The 16,347-nt window shown below is 39.9% G+C and carries 15 protein-coding genes; 1 reads left to right on the forward strand and 14 read right to left on the reverse strand.

Annotated features, from left to right (window positions below; all coding sequences use genetic code 11):
• Nucleotides 1-22 precede the first annotated feature (22 nt).
• From dnaB to ppsA, 11 genes are all read right to left on the reverse strand, one after another.
• Nucleotides 23-1,462 (reverse strand): replicative DNA helicase, encoded by a 1,440-nt coding sequence (dnaB, locus tag FTU34_RS08365; protein ID WP_180035272.1) that lies wholly within the window; start codon nt 1,460-1,462, stop codon nt 23-25.
• Between the two features lie 238 nt (nt 1,463-1,700).
• On the reverse strand, nt 1,701-2,147 hold the full coding sequence (rplI, locus tag FTU34_RS08370) for a 50S ribosomal protein L9 (RefSeq protein WP_078188585.1): 447 nt from the start codon (nt 2,145-2,147) through the stop codon (nt 1,701-1,703).
• Between the two features lie 9 nt (nt 2,148-2,156).
• Nucleotides 2,157-2,384 carry a 30S ribosomal protein S18 gene (rpsR, locus tag FTU34_RS08375; protein ID WP_004278792.1) on the reverse strand — a complete coding sequence of 76 codons (228 nt, stop codon included), beginning with the start codon at nt 2,382-2,384 and terminating at the stop codon, nt 2,157-2,159.
• Between the two features lie 12 nt (nt 2,385-2,396).
• Nucleotides 2,397-2,783 (reverse strand): 30S ribosomal protein S6, encoded by a 387-nt coding sequence (gene rpsF / locus FTU34_RS08380; protein ID WP_004696436.1) that lies wholly within the window; start codon nt 2,781-2,783, stop codon nt 2,397-2,399.
• Nucleotides 2,784-3,302: 519 nt separating this feature from the next.
• The gene (gene cyoE, locus FTU34_RS08385) at nt 3,303-4,181 is read right to left on the reverse strand and encodes a heme o synthase (protein ID WP_180035271.1); all 879 of its coding nucleotides are present in this window, start codon (nt 4,179-4,181) and stop codon (nt 3,303-3,305) included.
• A 10-nt stretch (nt 4,182-4,191) separates the two neighbouring features.
• Nucleotides 4,192-4,518, reverse strand: coding sequence for a cytochrome o ubiquinol oxidase subunit IV (locus FTU34_RS08390; protein WP_078188582.1), 327 nt, complete (start codon nt 4,516-4,518; stop codon nt 4,192-4,194).
• Nucleotides 4,518-5,138: a cytochrome o ubiquinol oxidase subunit III gene (cyoC, locus tag FTU34_RS08395; RefSeq protein WP_078188581.1), complete on the reverse strand. Its 621-nt coding sequence runs from the start codon at nt 5,136-5,138 to the stop codon at nt 4,518-4,520. The genes FTU34_RS08390 and cyoC overlap by 1 nt, the downstream gene beginning before the upstream one ends.
• A 4-nt stretch (nt 5,139-5,142) precedes the next feature.
• On the reverse strand, nt 5,143-7,131 hold the full coding sequence (cyoB, locus tag FTU34_RS08400; RefSeq protein ID WP_078193968.1) for a cytochrome o ubiquinol oxidase subunit I: 1,989 nt from the start codon (nt 7,129-7,131) through the stop codon (nt 5,143-5,145).
• A gap of 3 nt (nt 7,132-7,134) precedes the next feature.
• A complete protein-coding gene (gene cyoA, locus FTU34_RS08405) occupies nt 7,135-8,202 on the reverse strand; it encodes a ubiquinol oxidase subunit II (RefSeq protein WP_078193967.1) in 1,068 nt (355 codons plus the stop codon).
• A gap of 301 nt (nt 8,203-8,503) precedes the next feature.
• Complete coding sequence (locus FTU34_RS08410) at nt 8,504-9,286, reverse strand: RDD family protein (protein ID WP_078193966.1); 783 nt, start codon at nt 9,284-9,286, stop codon at nt 8,504-8,506.
• Nucleotides 9,287-9,368: 82 nt separating this feature from the next.
• The gene (gene ppsA, locus FTU34_RS08415) at nt 9,369-11,747 is read right to left on the reverse strand and encodes a phosphoenolpyruvate synthase (protein ID WP_111884281.1); all 2,379 of its coding nucleotides are present in this window, start codon (nt 11,745-11,747) and stop codon (nt 9,369-9,371) included.
• Nucleotides 11,748-11,900: 153 nt separating this feature from the next.
• On the opposite strand from ppsA, the gene FTU34_RS08420 reads away from it, so the two are divergent.
• On the forward strand, nt 11,901-12,737 hold the full coding sequence (locus FTU34_RS08420) for a pyruvate, water dikinase regulatory protein (RefSeq protein ID WP_078193964.1): 837 nt from the start codon (nt 11,901-11,903) through the stop codon (nt 12,735-12,737).
• Nucleotides 12,738-13,719: 982 nt separating this feature from the next.
• Here FTU34_RS08420 and FTU34_RS08425 read toward each other — a convergent pair.
• From FTU34_RS08425 to FTU34_RS08435, 3 genes are all read right to left on the reverse strand, one after another.
• On the reverse strand, nt 13,720-14,292 hold the full coding sequence (locus tag FTU34_RS08425; protein WP_111884282.1) for a flavoprotein: 573 nt from the start codon (nt 14,290-14,292) through the stop codon (nt 13,720-13,722).
• A 264-nt stretch (nt 14,293-14,556) separates the two neighbouring features.
• Nucleotides 14,557-15,033 carry an inner membrane protein YiaA gene (gene yiaA, locus FTU34_RS08430; protein ID WP_180035270.1) on the reverse strand — a complete coding sequence of 159 codons (477 nt, stop codon included), beginning with the start codon at nt 15,031-15,033 and terminating at the stop codon, nt 14,557-14,559.
• A 229-nt stretch (nt 15,034-15,262) separates the two neighbouring features.
• The gene (locus tag FTU34_RS08435) at nt 15,263-16,270 is read right to left on the reverse strand and encodes an LLM class flavin-dependent oxidoreductase (RefSeq protein WP_180035269.1); all 1,008 of its coding nucleotides are present in this window, start codon (nt 16,268-16,270) and stop codon (nt 15,263-15,265) included.
• Nucleotides 16,271-16,347 lie beyond the last annotated feature (77 nt).

The following is a 16,347-nucleotide window of genomic DNA, read 5'->3' on the forward strand; positions in this document are numbered from 1 at the left end:
ATTAATGGATGATAAAGAGTCTTTACTCTTCATCATCATACTGAGCATAAAACTCAGGGGAGAGGTTACTAAATTTGGTGTATTGACCTTCGAAGGCAAGACGCACAGTACCAATTGGACCGTTACGCTGTTTACCAATAATAATTTCTGCAGTACCTGCTTCTTTAGACTCTTTGTTATAAACCTCGTCGCGGTAAATAAACATGATCAAATCGGCATCCTGCTCGATCGCACCCGATTCACGTAAGTCGGACATCACTGGGCGTTTATTAGGACGGTTTTCCAGTGATCGGTTCAACTGTGACAGTGCAATTACTGGGCAGTGCATTTCTTTAGCCAGTGCTTTTAAGCTTCGGGAAATTTCCGAGATCTCGCCAACACGGTTATCACCCATACCGGGTACTTTCATAAGCTGCAAGTAATCAACCATGATACACCCGAGTTTACCGCCATGCATTTTTGCAATTCGTCGAGCACGGGCACGTACTTCCGTTGGCGGTAGTGCAGATGAGTCATCGATATACAAATTCTTTTCTTGTAGATGCACAATAGTACTGGTCACTTTTGACCATTCATCAGCATCCATTTTACCTGAACGTAAATGTCCTTGGTGTACACGACCGAACGAGGATATCAAACGCATCGCAATCGAGTCCGCGGGCATCTCCATAGAGTAAACTAGAGCGGGCAGGTTATTATTAAACAGTACACTTTCAACCAAGTTCATGGCAAAAGTGGTTTTACCCATCGATGGACGGGCCGCCACAATAATCAAATCGCCTGCTTGCATACCTGAGGTTTTATTATCTAGTTCAACAAATCCAGTGGTTAAACCCGTGATACTGCCTTCAGTTTGTGAAAGTTCATTCAACTTATCAAAAACACTAGCAACGACAGAGTTAATAGCTTTAGGGCCTTGTGCTTTGGCGTTGTTGTTGTGTTGCTCGGCAATCGAGAAAATATTGGTTTCTGCGAGATCTAAAATTTCACTGACCGTACGACCTTTGGTGTCATAGGCATTTTGTAAAATTTCTGAGCTGACTTTAATCATGCTGCGTAAAGTGGAAAATTCTTTAATTTTTGCAGCATACGTTTCAAGGTTATAGAAACTTGAAGGTGAATCTGACATGAGTTGCATCAGATATTCTTCGCCACCAGCAGCATCGAGCAAGTTTTGTTTAATCAGCCAGTCATTGACCAAGACCGCATCATAAGGTGAGCTATCTTTTGACAGTTGATCGATGGCACGGAAAATATATTTATGACGGGTCGCATAAAAATCAGCTTCAGTCAGTACATCACCCACTTGCTCAAAAGATTCTGCAACGGTCATCAGTGCAGCAAGCACGGCTTGTTCAATCGCAAGGTTATGGGGTGGGGTACGAAACTCTTTCAACGAACTTTGTTCTGTGGTTTTTGCTGTTGGCGTAGAGTTTGGCTTGATGGCATTCGCCTGTGACATAAAAATCCCTGATGCTGAAACCATTTAATGTGATGGAAATGGGTGCTAATTACAGTTTTTTCAACTCTTCATTGAACTGAAATGATAGGCGTTTTCTACAGAAATGCGAACAAGTATTTCCGATTAATTCATCACACATTGAATTGAATGAAGAGTTGAAAATGTAAAAAAGTTGGAGCACTATTTTTTACAGATAAAAAAAGAGCATGCGTAAGCATGCTCTTTTCTTTGCAAGAAATTACTCAGCTACGATAGTAACTAGAACTTCTGCAACAACATCATGATGCAATTGGATTGCAATGTTGAATTCACCAGTGTTGCGAAGCGCACCATTTGGTAAACGAACTTCTGCGCGGTCTACAACAAGACCAGCATTAGTTAACGCGTCAGCGATGTCACGAGTACCGATAGAACCGAATAGTTTACCTTCGTCACCAGCTTTAGCAGTGATTACGATGTTAACTTCGTTCAATTGGTCAGCACGTGCTTGAGCAGCAGCTAATACTTCAGCTTCTTGTTTCTCAAGTTCAGCACGACGAGCTTCAAATGCAGCAGTGTTAGCTTCAGTAGCAGCAACTGCTTTACCTTGAGGGATAAGGAAGTTACGGCCGTAACCAGCTTTAACTGAAACTTTATCGCCTAATTTACCAAGGTTTTTAATGCGTTGTAATAAGATAATATCCACAGCTCAACCTCACTTATGATTGTCAGTGTAAGGGATCAAAGACAAGTAGCGAGCTTGTTTAATAGCTAGCGCTAATTGACGTTGGTAACGAGCTTTAGTACCTGTAATACGGCTAGGAACAATCTTGCCGTTTTCAGTGATGTACTGTTTTAAAGTGTCGATATCTTTGTAGTCGATGTACGTAACGTTCTCAGCTGTAAAGCGGCAGAACTTGCGACGACGGTAAAAACGTGCCATGTTATGTTCTCCTTATGCTTCAGCAGAGTCTTGAGCTTGTTGTGCTTCTTCACGTTGAGCTTTACGCGCACGTTTTTCTTCAGCACTCTTAGCCAATAGTGACTCTTCAGTGATAGCGTTTTCACGACGGATGATAAGGCTACGAATGATTGCATCGTTATAACGGAACAATTCTTCTAGCTCATCAAGAGTAGTTTGACCACACTCAACATTCATAAGAATGTAGTGAGCTTTGTGTATCTTGTTGATTGGGTAAGCCAATTGACGACGACCCCAGTCTTCAAGACGGTGGATTTGACCTTCAGCTTCTTTGATGTGAGTTAGGTAACGTTCTACCATACCCACAACTTGATCGCTTTGGTCTGGATGTACCAATAGTACGATTTCGTAGTGACGCATTGTCAGCTCCTTACGGTTTAGGCAGCCCCAATCATTAATTGATTGAAGCAAGGAGTCACAACTAAAGTTGTGTCGCAAAGTTTGCGAAGCGTGAATTTTAGAGCGTTTAGGTTTGAAATACAAGGCATACACCTAAAAAGGCTTAATTATTTTGTGGTTTAATGACTATCTTTAATACACAGCTAGAATCGGATGCAGATTGTAAAATAGGAGATATGTTTTTAATTGCGGGGAGCTTATCTTGTATTTGATGAGTTACGATCATATAGACGTTGTAATGATATAAATTTGATTTAAATTAAAGATCTTTTGTCATATTTGATTGTAGATATCGATTTGAATGCTAATACGAATATGAAATATTTTTGTACTTGTCTGAAATCTATTGTACATGGGTGGATATAGGGAGAATCAGCGTTAAAACAGTTTTAGTATGTATAGCAGTATTTCGACTTAAATTTTTGCTTTGCATTGAAGATGCCTAGAAATAAAAAAAGATAGAGTAAAACTCTATCTTCTTTAAAAAAATACAATTGGCTTCAGAGGGGCAGTGGAAGTAAAACTAAAAATTAAACTAATCACTGTGATCAATTTGACTGAAAACATGAAATATTGTTTTGCCCAAATTTGATCATCTTCAGCTTTGAATCCTTGAATGGTCAGATAAATCCAATACAGACTTAAGGCATTCAGGACAATCATATAAATCCAATTGGCATAACCATAAAAGTATAAACCGTTCATGGTGATGCAGAACAAAATCACGTAAACCAAAGATTCAACCTTGGTACGGTGAATTGAACGTGCTACAGGTAAAATTGGAATTCCTGCATTTTTGTAGTCATCAAATCGGTAAACTGCAATTCCCCAAGAATGAGGCATTTGCCAAAATGCATAACCAATAAAAATCAGTAATGCACCTAAATCAAACTGGTTTGCAACAGCCGTATACCCGATTACAGGTGGCGCTGCGCCAGAAAGACTGCCGATAATGGTTTGATGGATTGTTGTTCGTTTTGTCCATAAGCTGTAAAAACCAACGTATACGACAAAACCAATAACAGCAAAAAGAAAAGCGTAAGCATTTACCCAGAACCATAAAATGCTAAAACCAAATACACCTAAAACTAAAGCAAAAACTAAAGCAACAGGAATCGAGATTGATTTTTTAACCATCGCACGATTTTGTGTGCGTTGCATTTTTGAGTCGATGTCTTGGTCAATAACGTTATTGACAACACATCCAGAAGCGACCACAAAGAGGGTACCTAAGAGGGTAAGAAGCAACAGAAGGAAATCTACAGAACCTTGGGCAGCTACAAAGTAGCCACCCAAAGCGGTAACAAAGTTACCAAAGAGAATTCCTGGTTTAGTCAGGAATAAATACTTTTTCAGCATGACGACCAGTTTAGATCATCATGTTGAAGTGAAGGTAGTTCATAATCCACACAGAACCTACTAAAAGGATAGCAATTGTGAGGATTGTATAAACAAATGCAATCACGTTCCAGCGTTGCTCTGAAGAAGAGTTCATATGCAGGAAGTAAACTAACTGAATAAGAACCTGAGCAACCGCAGTAATCGCGATTACGGCAACCAATAGACCACGGCTAAAACCACCTGCCATTACCATACCGAATGGAATTACGGTAAGTAGAACAGAAAGGATAAAACCGATTGTATATTGTTTAACGTTACCGTGAGCTGCACCAGCAGAGTTATGATCGTGACTCATTAGATAACTCCCATCAAGTAAACAACGCTGAATACGCAGATCCAAACGATGTCAAGGAAGTGCCAGAACAAGCTTAGGCAAGCAAGACGACGAGTGTTTGGAAGTGTCAAACCATATTTCTTGATTTGGAACATCAACACAAGCATCCATACCAAACCAGAAGTTACGTGAATACCGTGCGTACCAACTAAAGTAAAGAACGCAGATAAGAACGCACTTGTGCTTGGGCCATGACCAGCATGAACTAAATGATTGAACTCATAAAGTTCCATGCCAATGAAGGCTGCACCAAATACCCAAGTAACTGCTAACCAAGTTAAAACTTGACCAACATTTTTCTTGTATGCTGCAAGAACAGCAAAACCAAAAGTTACAGAAGAGATAAGAAGGGCGAAAGTTTCAGTTAAAACGAAACCTAAAGATTCACCAAACAGCTCTTGTGCACTTGGCGTACCCACTGGAACGTGGCTACTTAATACAGCGAACGCGATGAAGAGTGTCCCGAAAAGAACCAAGTCACTCATCAAGTAAGTCCAGAAACCAAAGACAGTGATGTCAGTATCATCGTGATGATGATGTTCGTCATGTCCGTGGTTGTCGTGATGAAGTACTTCAGCCATTGTCTTAGTCCTTCTTCAAATGTTTTTCAAGAAGCGCGTAGCGTTCATTTTCAATACGTTCAACTTCTGCAGCTGGAACATAGTAGTCCACTTTCTTTGTGAAAGAAGAAACGATGAAGCTGATAATTGAAGCAATGAAAGTTACAACGACTAACCACCAGATATGCCAGATTAATGCGAAGCCCATAACTGTAATAAACATTGCAATTACGAAACCTGCCGCACGGTTTGTAGGCATATGGATGTCTTCGTATGTAGTTGGCTTAGCGTAAGCAACACCATTTTCTTTGTCAGTCCAGAAAGTATCAATACCATTGATCTTTGGAAGATAAGCAAAGTTATAGAATGGTGAAGGAGATGAAGTAGCCCACTCAAGAGTACGACCATCCCAGATATCGCCAGTAACGTCCATGTTGTCTTTGCGTTGAAGGAAACCAACAACGATTTGCATAACAAAACAGAAGATACCGATAGCAACCAATACAGAACCAAATAAAGCGATCGCTAAGTACGGATCCCATTCAGGGTTGTCATATGTATTCAAACGACGAGTCATACCCATGAAACCAAGGATATAAAGTGGCATGAATGCAAAGTAGAAACCGAAGAACCAGAACCAGAACGCTGCTTTACCCCAAGTTTCATTCAATTTCCAACCAAACATTTTTGGCCAGTAGAAAATGATACCCGCGAACATCGCGAACACTACACCACCAATAATTACGTTATGGAAGTGAGCGATAAGGAATAAAGAGTTGTGTACTAAGAAGTCAGCTGGTGGAACTGCCATTAATACGCCTGTTAAACCACCAATACCGAAAGTCACAAGGAAGCCAAGTGTCCAAAGCATTGGAGTTGTATAGGTGATGCGGCCCTTGTACATGGTGAATAACCAAGAGAAGATTTTCACACCAGTAGGGATCGCAATGATCATGGTCATGATACCGAAGAACGCGTTAACGTTGGCACCAGCACCCATTGTAAAGAAGTGGTGAACCCATACAACTAGTGAAAGAACACCAATTGCTACAGTTGCGTACACCATAGATTTGTAGCCGAACAACGCTTTGCGTGAGAACACAGCAGTAACTTCTGAGTAAATACCAAAAGCTGGTAATACCAAGATGTAAACTTCCGGGTGACCCCAAGTCCAAATCAAGTTTACATACAACATTGGGCTACCACCCATGTCATTTGTAAAGAAATGGAAGCCGAAGTAACGGTCAAGTGAAAGCATTGCAATAGTCGCAGTCAAAACTGGGAATGTTGCAACGATAAGCACTACAGTAACTAATGCAGTCCAAGTGAAAATAGGCATGTCCATAAGTTTCATGCCAGGCGCACGCATTTTGATGATGGTAACGAAGAAGTTAACACCAGTAAGAAGCGTACCTAGACCAGAAACCTGAAGTGCCCAGATATAGTAGTCTACACCTACACCTGGAGAGTATTCGATGCCAGAAAGTGGAGGGTAAGCCATCCAACCTGTTGCAGCGAATTCACCAATTGCAAGAGAAGCCATCATCAAGCCCGCAGCGCCGGCGAATAACCAGAAGCTAAGAGAGTTTAATAATGGGAATGCTACGTCACGTGCACCAATTTGAAGTGGTACAGCAACGTTCATTAAACCAACAACTAGACCCATTGCTACGAAGAAGATCATGATTACGCCATGGGCAGTAAAGATCTGGTCATAGTGTTCTGGGTGTAAGTAACCTTCACCGCCACCTTTTGCAAGGAACAGTTGAAGACGCATCATAATCGCATCGGCAAAACCACGCACAAGCATGACAATTGACACGAGGATATACATGATACCAATTTTTTTATGGTCTACAGATGTGAACCATTCGTTCCACAAGTAGCCCCATTTTTTAAAGTAGGTGATACCAGCAACAATTGCGATACCGCCAAGGATCATCATTGCAACAGTAACCAACACGATTGGGTCGTGTGGAATTGCATCTGGTCCTAACTTACCTAATAAGCTCATGTCTTATTCCCCTGCAACAGTCGCATGTTCAACGCCTGCATGAGCTTCAGAAGCAGCAGCTTCGTGTCCAACAGTAGCTGTATGATCAGCACCGTGGTAGTTGCTCATGTATTTGTTAATCACTGATTCGAACAATTTAGGTTCAACTGAAGAATAGTAAGTCACTGGGTGTGGCTTAGTAGGGTAAGGCTTCATTGCTTCAGCTAGAGCCTTCTCTTCAGGAGTAGTTGCTTTGGCAACTAAAACTTCGATCTGGTGTTTAGAACGGTTGCCGTCACGTAAGGTTGCAAATTCAGCTTGGTCTAAAACAGTTTTTTGAACCGCTTCAGGATTAACTGAAGAACCATTACCAGCTTTAACAGCAGAAACCCATTCAGCAAACTGAGCATCAGTCACAGCATGTGCACGGAAGCGCATTTGTGAGAAGCCATAACCTGAATAGTTAGAAGAGAAACCACGGAAGCCTTCAGCAGGACTAGTTTCATCAGCTAATAAGTTCAAGTGAGTTTGCATACCTGCCATAGCATAAATCTGACCACCTAACGCCGGAATGAAAAATGAGTTCATTGTGAAGTTAGATGTTAAACGAAGGCTTACAGGAGTTTTCTCAGGGAAGCGGATCTCGTTTACAGTCGCGATGCCTTGTTCAGGGTAGATGAAGATCCATTTAAATTGTTCAGCAATAACTTGAACAGTTAAAGGAGCTTTATCTGACTCGAGTGGACGGTAAGGGTCATACTTGTGGGAACCCCACCAAGTTAACCAAGCTAAAATAGCGATAATAATTACGGGAATACCCCAAACTACAACTTCAATTGCAGTCGAGTGTGCCCAAGTAGGTGCATAGTCTGCATCTTTATTTGACGCGCGATATTTCCAACCAAACCAAAGAGCCATAAGTGCTGATGGAATAACTACCAACAACATTAGGTAGATCGCAGTAAGCATGAGGTTTGACTGACCTTCAGCAACTGGACCTTTTGAGTTTAGAAGTACCATATCACCACCACACCCAGTTAAGAGTGCAGCGATCGCAGATAAAGACAATACAGCTAAAATTGTTTGTCTCATTTTACAACCTCGGTGAAGAGTCCCATTCCCTAATTTTTAAAATTGGGATAGCGAATAAAGTGTCGCATGATTGTGATTTTTCAGATATGAAAAAAAGTTCACAATGATGTGACACCGCTACGTTGTAGGGCATTATGCCTGATATCGGCAAACTAAGCTATACATAAAGATGCTTTAAATGACTGTATTAAAACCCTATTTTGTTGGTCGGGATTGTGTTTTTTTTATCTGAATTTTATTTTAATTTCAATGTAATGCACAAAAAAGGGATGAGAAATTCATCCCTCAATAAAAGTGAAAGTTATTGGTTTATTACCTTGGTTTTTGCTAACTTGTCATGCAAAGTTTGACGCTTTTTGCCGAAAATAAAAACGGAATCAATGATTGCGCTTAAAGGCATCGATAAAAAGTTCAGAAAAATAAATAAAACACTACGTAAAGTGAAGCCACGCATGAGGTTGACAGGTTGGCTAGTTTCGGCATCTACGATTTTAATTTTGGTGATTTTTTTACCAATACTTTGACCAGATTTAGCAATCAAATACGCTTGAATGAAAAGCATAATGAAGAGGTAAGCAAACATTGCAATCCAAGCTTGGTTGGGAAACATCTCAACCATTTGTGTTTGTAGTGCTTGTAAAACATTAGGGTCAGCATTTGGGGTCATCACAGCTTGCATAAACTGTTCATTTAGATTGGCAAATTGTGTCTTTTCACTTGGATTAAAAAATGCCGTTAAGATAAAAGTTGCCGGTATCCAAAGCAGTAAATCAACGATCTTAGCCAAAACACGTTTAGGAATACTTGCTAGGCTAGTTTGCAATTGTACAGCCTGAGGTTGTGTGTAGGTATTTGATGGCGTAGTTGTAGTTTGATTTGATTCGAATGCTGTCGGTGCTATATAACCTGCAGGCATATAAACCAACTGACCTTGAGTGAGTTCACCCAAAGCTTTCCATTCGGTCATACCTTGGTGCCAAACCAAGTCCGTGAGTAACACTTGTTGGCTCGCGAGCATTTGGTTAAGTTGTTCTAAGGTATAGGGACCAGCTTGTTGGTTATTTCGTGCCAAGTAAATCTGCATAAAACTAAAATCTCAAAAAACGTCTGTAAAAGTATAAATAAAAAAAAAGACCCACATGTGGGTCTTTTTTTAACACAGTTTATTAAGCTTGTTGAGCTTTTTCTTCAGAAAGGAAGAACCAAGTGTCTAATACTGAGTCTGGGTTAAGCGAAACAGACTCAATGCCTTGTTCCATTAACCATTTAGCTAGGTCAGGGTGATCTGAAGGGCCTTGACCACAAATACCTACGTATTTGCCAGCTTTACGACAAGCATGGATTGCCATAGAAAGAAGTGCTTTAACGGCTGGATCACGTTCATCAAATAGGTGAGAAACGATACCAGAGTCACGGTCTAGACCGAGTGTTAACTGAGTTAAGTCGTTAGAACCGATAGAGAAACCGTCGAAGTGTTCAAGGAACTGTTCAGCCAATAATGCGTTAGTTGGAAGTTCACACATCATGATCACTTTAAGACCGTTTTCACCACGTTTAAGACCGTTAAGCGCTAACAATTCAATAACACGTTTCGCTTCAGCAACAGTACGTACGAAAGGAATCATGATTTGAATGTTAGTTAAGCCCATTTCGTCACGTGCTTTTTTCAGTGCGCGGCATTCAAGTTCGAAGCAGTCACGGAAATTGTCAGACACATAACGGCTTGCACCACGGAAGCCAAGCATTGGGTTTTCTTCTTCAGGTTCGTATAACTTACCACCGATTAAGTTTGCATATTCGTTTGACTTAAAGTCAGACATACGAACAATCACTGGTTTGTCAGCAAACGCTGCAGCAAGTGTAGAAATACCTTCAACTAGTTTTTCAACATAGAATTCGATAGGAGATGCATAACCCGCAGTACGTGACATTACAGCAGCACGAGTTTCACGTGGTAGGCTGTCAATATTAAGCAATGCTTTAGGATGTACGCCGATCATACGGTTGATGATGAACTCAAGACGAGCAAGACCAACACCTTCGTTAGGAATTTGAGCAAAGTCAAATGCGCGGTCAGGGTTACCTACGTTCATCATAATTTTGAACGGAAGTTTAGGCATAGATTCGATAGAATTGCGTTGGATTTCAAAGTCCAAAGCACCTTCGTAAATAAAGCCTGTGTCACCTTCAGCACAAGAAACAGTCACTTCTTGACCGTCAGTCAATACTTCAGTCGCATTACCACAACCTACAATTGCAGGAACACCAAGCTCACGTGCAATAATCGCAGCGTGACAAGTACGGCCACCACGGTTAGTGACAATCGCAGCTGCACGTTTCATTACTGGTTCCCAATCTGGGTCAGTCATGTCAGATACAAGTACGTCGCCGTCTTGAACTTTGTCCATTTCTTTGATCGAAGTCACGATACGAACGCGACCAGAACCAATACGTTGACCGATTGAACGACCTTCACAAATCACATTACCTTTTTGCTTAAGCAGGTAACGCTCCATTGTGCCCACGTTTTGGCGGCTCTTCACAGTTTCAGGACGTGCTTGAACGATATAGATTTGGCCATCATCGCCATCTTTCGCCCATTCGATGTCCATTGCTGAACCGTAATGGTTTTCAATGATCAATGCTTGTTTAGCAAGTTCTTGAAGTTCGTGGTCATTTAAAGCGAATTGTTGGCGATCTGCTTTTTCAACGTCTACAACAACTACTGACTTACCTGCAGCGCCTTCTTCACCATAAATCATTTTTTGGTGTTTAGAGCCAAGGTTACGACGTAATACAGCGTGTTTTCCTGCATTTAAAAGTGGTTTAGATACATAGAATTCGTCAGGGTTAACTGCACCTTGTACAACCATTTCACCCAAGCCATAAGAAGCTGTGATGAAAACTGCGTCGCGGAAACCAGATTCTGTATCTAGTGTAAACATTACACCAGCAGCACCTGTTTCAGAGCGAACCATACGTTGAACACCAGCAGATAACGCAACAACGTCATGTGCGAAGTTTTGGTGTACACGGTAAGAAATTGCGCGGTCGTTATAAAGTGAAGCAAATACTTCTTTAATCGCAATAAGGACGTTGTCGATACCACGGATGTTCAAGAAAGTTTCTTGTTGGCCAGCAAATGAAGCATCTGGTAAGTCTTCTGCTGTTGCAGATGAGCGAACGGCAACCGCGATATCAGGGTTGCCGTTTGAAAGAGCTGTGAAAGCCTCACGAATTTCTGTTTCAAGTTCAGCTGTAAGCGGAGTGTCTACAATCCATTGACGGATTTTTGCACCAGTTTCAGCAAGTGCATTTACATCGTCAACATTGAGTGCAGCAAGTTCAGCGTTAATTTTAGCGTTTAGGCCACTTTGCTCGAGGAATTCACGATATGCTTGAGCTGTAGTAGCAAAACCACCAGGAACAGATACACCAGCATTTGCTAGATGGCTGATCATTTCACCTAATGATGAGTTTTTACCACCCACGAGTTCTACGTCGTGTTTCCCTAATTTTTCTAGACCAATTACGCGCGCTTCCAAAGTTGTTACTCCACTTTTGCAGTATTAATCACTATCTTGGCATGAAATTATAACAAATTACTTAGCATTCTAAATTTACTAAGTGACAGTCATGTAAGATGGTTTACTATAAAGATTATATAGCACTAAGACAAATTTTGGAGGAGAATTTTAATGTCAGAAGGTAAACAGATTCAGCGTAGTGTTTTCTTTGTTTCGGATGGTACCGCGATTACCGCAGAAACCCTTGGACACTCACTGTTAGCCCAGTTCCCTCATGTAGATTTTGACATTCATATTATTCCATATATTACCTCTGAAGAAGCAGCTACAAATGTGGTTGCAGAGATCAATCTTAGAGCGCAGCAAGACGGTCAAAAGCCTTTGGTGTTTGATACCCTTGTAGACCCGTATGTACGTGACATTATTAATACTGCAAATGCAATAAATCTTGATGTTTTTGAAGGGCTTATTAGTAAATTGTCGGACGAGTTGGGTACAGCTCCTACGACTTTAGTCGGTCAAACCCATGCAGTTACAGATTCTGAGTCTTATAAAGCACGTATTGATGCGGTGCATTTTGCTTTAGATAACGATGATGGGGCACGTACTCGTCATTATGATAAAGCAGATTTGATTTTAATTGGAGTATCACGTTCGGGTAAAACACCAACTTCAATCTATCTCTCTTTGCAATTTGGTATTCGTGTAGCGAACTATCCTTTGACAGAAGAAGACTTGGATGACAACCGTTTACCTGCAGTTTTACGTGAACATAAGCATAAGTTATTTGGCTTGATGATTGATGCAGAGCGCCTTGTAGCAATTCGTTCAGAGCGTAAGGCCAATAGTCGTTATGCAAGTTTTAGTCAGTGCCAAATGGAACTACGTGCGATTGAAGGTATTTATATTTCTGAAGGAATTAAATACTTAAACGTGTCAGAAATGTCGATTGAAGAAATTTCAACACGTGTTTTACAAATGACCGGACTGAAGCGTCGCATTGGTTAAGTGTAAATTGAGCCACTTTGGTGGCTCTTCTGATGATAATAAATTACTGTATAAATTATATAAAAATAGTATTAATTTCTGGTTTGTCATACTTTTAATGAATGATAAATATTTAAGATATTGATGAAAATTTTCCTCAATATTTAGACTTAAATTTTAAGCAATTTTTGCATTCATTTGTGTACCAGTTCGATGAATTTCTTTGGCTGAAAATTTATAAAATATGGCCAAATTGACAGCACAAATCTTTTATAAAAATCCGTGTTTTGCTGTATTTTTATCTATGAATTAAGCCTGAATAATCCACTTGATATGAGTTGTATAAATACAAGATTTAGCTAATATGGTTTAATATTTAATCAATTTTTCAAAAATACTGATTTAAATGCTAAAAAAATAGGCAGAAAATAGAACAAAAAATAATCAAACAGTTGCTTTTGGGGGCTAAATATAAAGAAATGGCACCATTTATTTAATTGATGTGAGTGAAAAATAGTCAAATTAATAACATTCAGGCTCTAAACTCCGATATAAATTGATATTTAAACTGGATTTCAATCTGTTATTTTCCTATTAAATATAGATAACAATATAGGTAAATATCGGTTTAACATAAGCATCAATATAAATTTTTCAACTTACAGTTAAGGAGTAAATAGAGCTGTGTAAAAAAAATAAGCACTGAAAAAATTATTGGTTTGAAATAAAGTTTTCATGAAGAATTGATCATAATTATTCCAAAATTACACCTCTATAAACTCGCTCTATCTGCAGGTGTAGTGCTGATGCATGATTTATGCAATAGAGCTGATAAAGCTATTTTTCATTTATGAGTTTATAAGAATTTTTAGCCTTATCGAATTTAAGTATCCAATATAGTAGGGGAGCTACCAAAAGCCGCTAGAGATGGCTTTTGGTATTGTGATTTTTGATCAATCAGATAAATTTTAGTAAATGTTATGTGAAAATCATTTCATTGTAATTACTTTTCTTTAGGCTGGTTAGGTTCGCTGCGCACAATGACATCACACTCAAACGTATGCTCATCTAAAGCCGTGATTGAATTATTCTGAATATTCGCAATAGGCCAAGTATTTAAGATGCAGTTGGGCTGCTGTAATGCAGCATAATAATGATCCGATTTTAGGAAGGTTTTGTTCTGAATTGCGGTATTTGGACTGAGTAAATGTCTTAACCAATGGTTCGGCACTTGATCTTCTAAAAAGCGAATCGCCAAAATACTCTTAATACGATTGCTAAATAAACGTCGATTTTTTGCAATCAGTGGATGTTGGATTAATTTATTCAGTAGACGTTCGGTGCGTGGTAAGACAAATTGCGGTTTGATTTGATAGACCATGATGTTATCTGCAACCTGACATAGATGATGTAGTTCAGAGACCACATGCTGATCTATCCCAATAATTGCGATTTTTTGATTCTTAAAATCATAATCTTTGATCTGTTCTGAACCGATGATCGTTCCACGAAAGTGTTCAAAATCCTCTAGATGATTATTAAAAATATGGTGGGTTGCATCCTGCTTGTTGGCCATATTTATTCCTTATCTTTTGTTTTTTTAGTTGAGTCTTAGATAAGAATATATTCTGTGATGGGCCACTTGGCGTAAAGCGTTATTTCAGTCTGAAGAGTCATGCAATTTGTGTAGAATTGATTTGCTTGGCCCTTGTCATTTGTAAATTTCTAGGAGTGAGCTAATTTTTTTCTGCATTGAAGTTTATGAATTGCTCAAGCAGGTCGAAAAAAACAATAAGCGACCTGCATGAACAGCTTCTGAGAACTATGGATGTGGCGAATTTTAAAGTGGTTCATCATTTTGTGAGCTATAGTCAAGCTGACTCGGGGTTGAATGCTTAAGTTCGAGTTGGTCTGTACGTGTACGTAAATAGTCCATATCACGAATATTTTTTTGTACCGCAACTGCACCAAACAAACTCATTAGGAAAGCCATCATGTAAAACCCTTTTTCACTTAATGCCAGTTCAGCATTCCATAGGCCAATGGCAAGAAGTACGAGGCAAATAATGACGGATGCCCAGCAGAGTCCAAAGTAGATTGCAGTGACATGCATTCCTTCTAAACGGTCACGAATGATTTTTTGTAGTGAAACCGATGAAAATAATCCATAGAGCAATAAAATGAGATAAAAGCCTTTTTCATTCAGCATCATATTTGCATTGAATAAACCTATGCAAAACACCACAGCGCCTAAGATCAGTGCACACCAACTTGCTGCGATAAATGCGGGTGTGGGTTTATTAATATATTGGCTCATCTGCTTATTTTTCTCTTTGTTTTGCTTATGTTTAATATTTATACAGCAATAAAAATGAGTAAAGCAATTATTTCGTTGAGGCAATGATGGTTTTTAAGTGTAGCTTTAGTAAATGTTAGCCAAAGCATTGTTCTCGGTTGTATCCGTCTAAAAGAGCCACAAAAGACGTAATCGCAATTCTGGCTTTAGACGGATCAAACGCTTGGATTAAATCATTAAGCTTAGAGTCTTAAGCTAGATCATTTTTGATTTGCATTAAACGTTCGAAATTTTCAATGCGCTTATCGGTATCGTAAATGTCGCAGGTGAAAATAAATTCATCAACGTCATATTTAGTGAGTAGGTTTTCTAAACCTGCTCGAACGGTTGTATTTGAACCGACTTGTCCCATAGCGTAGAAATTATCAACAGACATTTTTTCTGCAGCAGACCATAAGCCTTGCATACTGTCGACTGGAGCCTTGAGTTTTAAACTTTGACCGCGCATTAAACCTAAAACGCGTTGATAAGCACTCGTTGCCAGATATTCTGCTTCTTCATTAGTTTCGGCGACAACCGTTGGTACGCCCATAGAAACATAAGGTTGATCTAAATATTCGGATGCTTGGAAATTCTCACGATAGAGCTGAATCGCTTGTCCAAGCATGCGTGGTGCGAAATGAGAAGCAAAAGAATAGGGTAGACCTAAACGTGCAGCGAGTTGTGCACTGAATAAACTTGAACCTAGCAGCCATACGGGAACATGTGTATTTTGTCCCGGTGTGGCAATGATGCGCTGCTGTGGCTCAGGTGCTTTAAAGTATTGCAATATCTCAAGGACATCCTGTGGAAATTGATCTTCGGTTTCCTGACGGCCACGGCGTAGTGCGCGCATGGTGGTTTGGTCGGTACCTGGTGCCCGACCTAAGCCGAGTTCAATACGTCCAGGATATAACGTTTCAAGTGTGCCAAATTGTTCAGCGACAACTAAAGGCGCATGGTTGGGCAACATAATCCCGCCTGAACCGAGCTTGATGGATTGTGTATTTGCTAAGAGATAACCGAGTAAAACCGCAGTTGCAGAACTTGCGATGCCGTCCATATTGTGGTGTTCGGCTAACCATAGACGCTCATAGCCAAGTTGTTCTGCTTTCTGTGCTAACTGGAGTGCATGTTTGAGCGAAAATTCGATGGTTTTATCATCTCGAACAGGTGCGAGTTCAAGTATTGAAAATTTTGTATCGGCTAGAGTACGCATGTTTTCTCTCAGAGATCTTTATATCGAAATAATACGATATAAAATACCTAATGTATATCGAATAAATTCGATATGGT

It is taken from the genome of Acinetobacter sp. YH12094, from assembly GCF_013419295.1.
GTDB classification, from domain to species: domain Bacteria; phylum Pseudomonadota; class Gammaproteobacteria; order Pseudomonadales; family Moraxellaceae; genus Acinetobacter; species Acinetobacter amyesii.

Coding starts and splice junctions, on each gene's coding strand:
- dnaB (WP_180035272.1), bottom strand. CDS start 1,462: ATGTCACAGGCGAATGCCATCAAGCCAAACTCTACGCCAACAGCAAAA.
- rpsR (WP_004278792.1), bottom strand. CDS start 2,384: ATGGCACGTTTTTACCGTCGTCGCAAGTTCTGCCGCTTTACAGCTGAG.
- rpsF (WP_004696436.1), bottom strand. CDS start 2,783: ATGCGTCACTACGAAATCGTACTATTGGTACATCCAGACCAAAGCGAT.
- cyoE (WP_180035271.1), bottom strand. CDS start 4,181: ATGCTGAAAAAGTATTTATTCCTGACTAAACCAGGAATTCTCTTTGGT.
- FTU34_RS08390 (WP_078188582.1), bottom strand. CDS start 4,518: ATGAGTCACGATCATAACTCTGCTGGTGCAGCTCACGGTAACGTTAAA.
- cyoC (WP_078188581.1), bottom strand. CDS start 5,138: ATGGCTGAAGTACTTCATCACGACAACCACGGACATGACGAACATCAT.
- cyoB (WP_078193968.1), bottom strand. CDS start 7,131: ATGAGCTTATTAGGTAAGTTAGGACCAGATGCAATTCCACACGACCCA.
- cyoA (WP_078193967.1), bottom strand. CDS start 8,202: ATGAGACAAACAATTTTAGCTGTATTGTCTTTATCTGCGATCGCTGCA.
- FTU34_RS08410 (WP_078193966.1), bottom strand. CDS start 9,286: ATGCAGATTTACTTGGCACGAAATAACCAACAAGCTGGTCCCTATACC.
- FTU34_RS08420 (WP_078193964.1), top strand. CDS start 11,901: ATGTCAGAAGGTAAACAGATTCAGCGTAGTGTTTTCTTTGTTTCGGAT.
- FTU34_RS08425 (WP_111884282.1), bottom strand. CDS start 14,292: ATGGCCAACAAGCAGGATGCAACCCACCATATTTTTAATAATCATCTA.
- yiaA (WP_180035270.1), bottom strand. CDS start 15,033: ATGAGCCAATATATTAATAAACCCACACCCGCATTTATCGCAGCAAGT.
- FTU34_RS08435 (WP_180035269.1), bottom strand. CDS start 16,270: ATGCGTACTCTAGCCGATACAAAATTTTCAATACTTGAACTCGCACCT.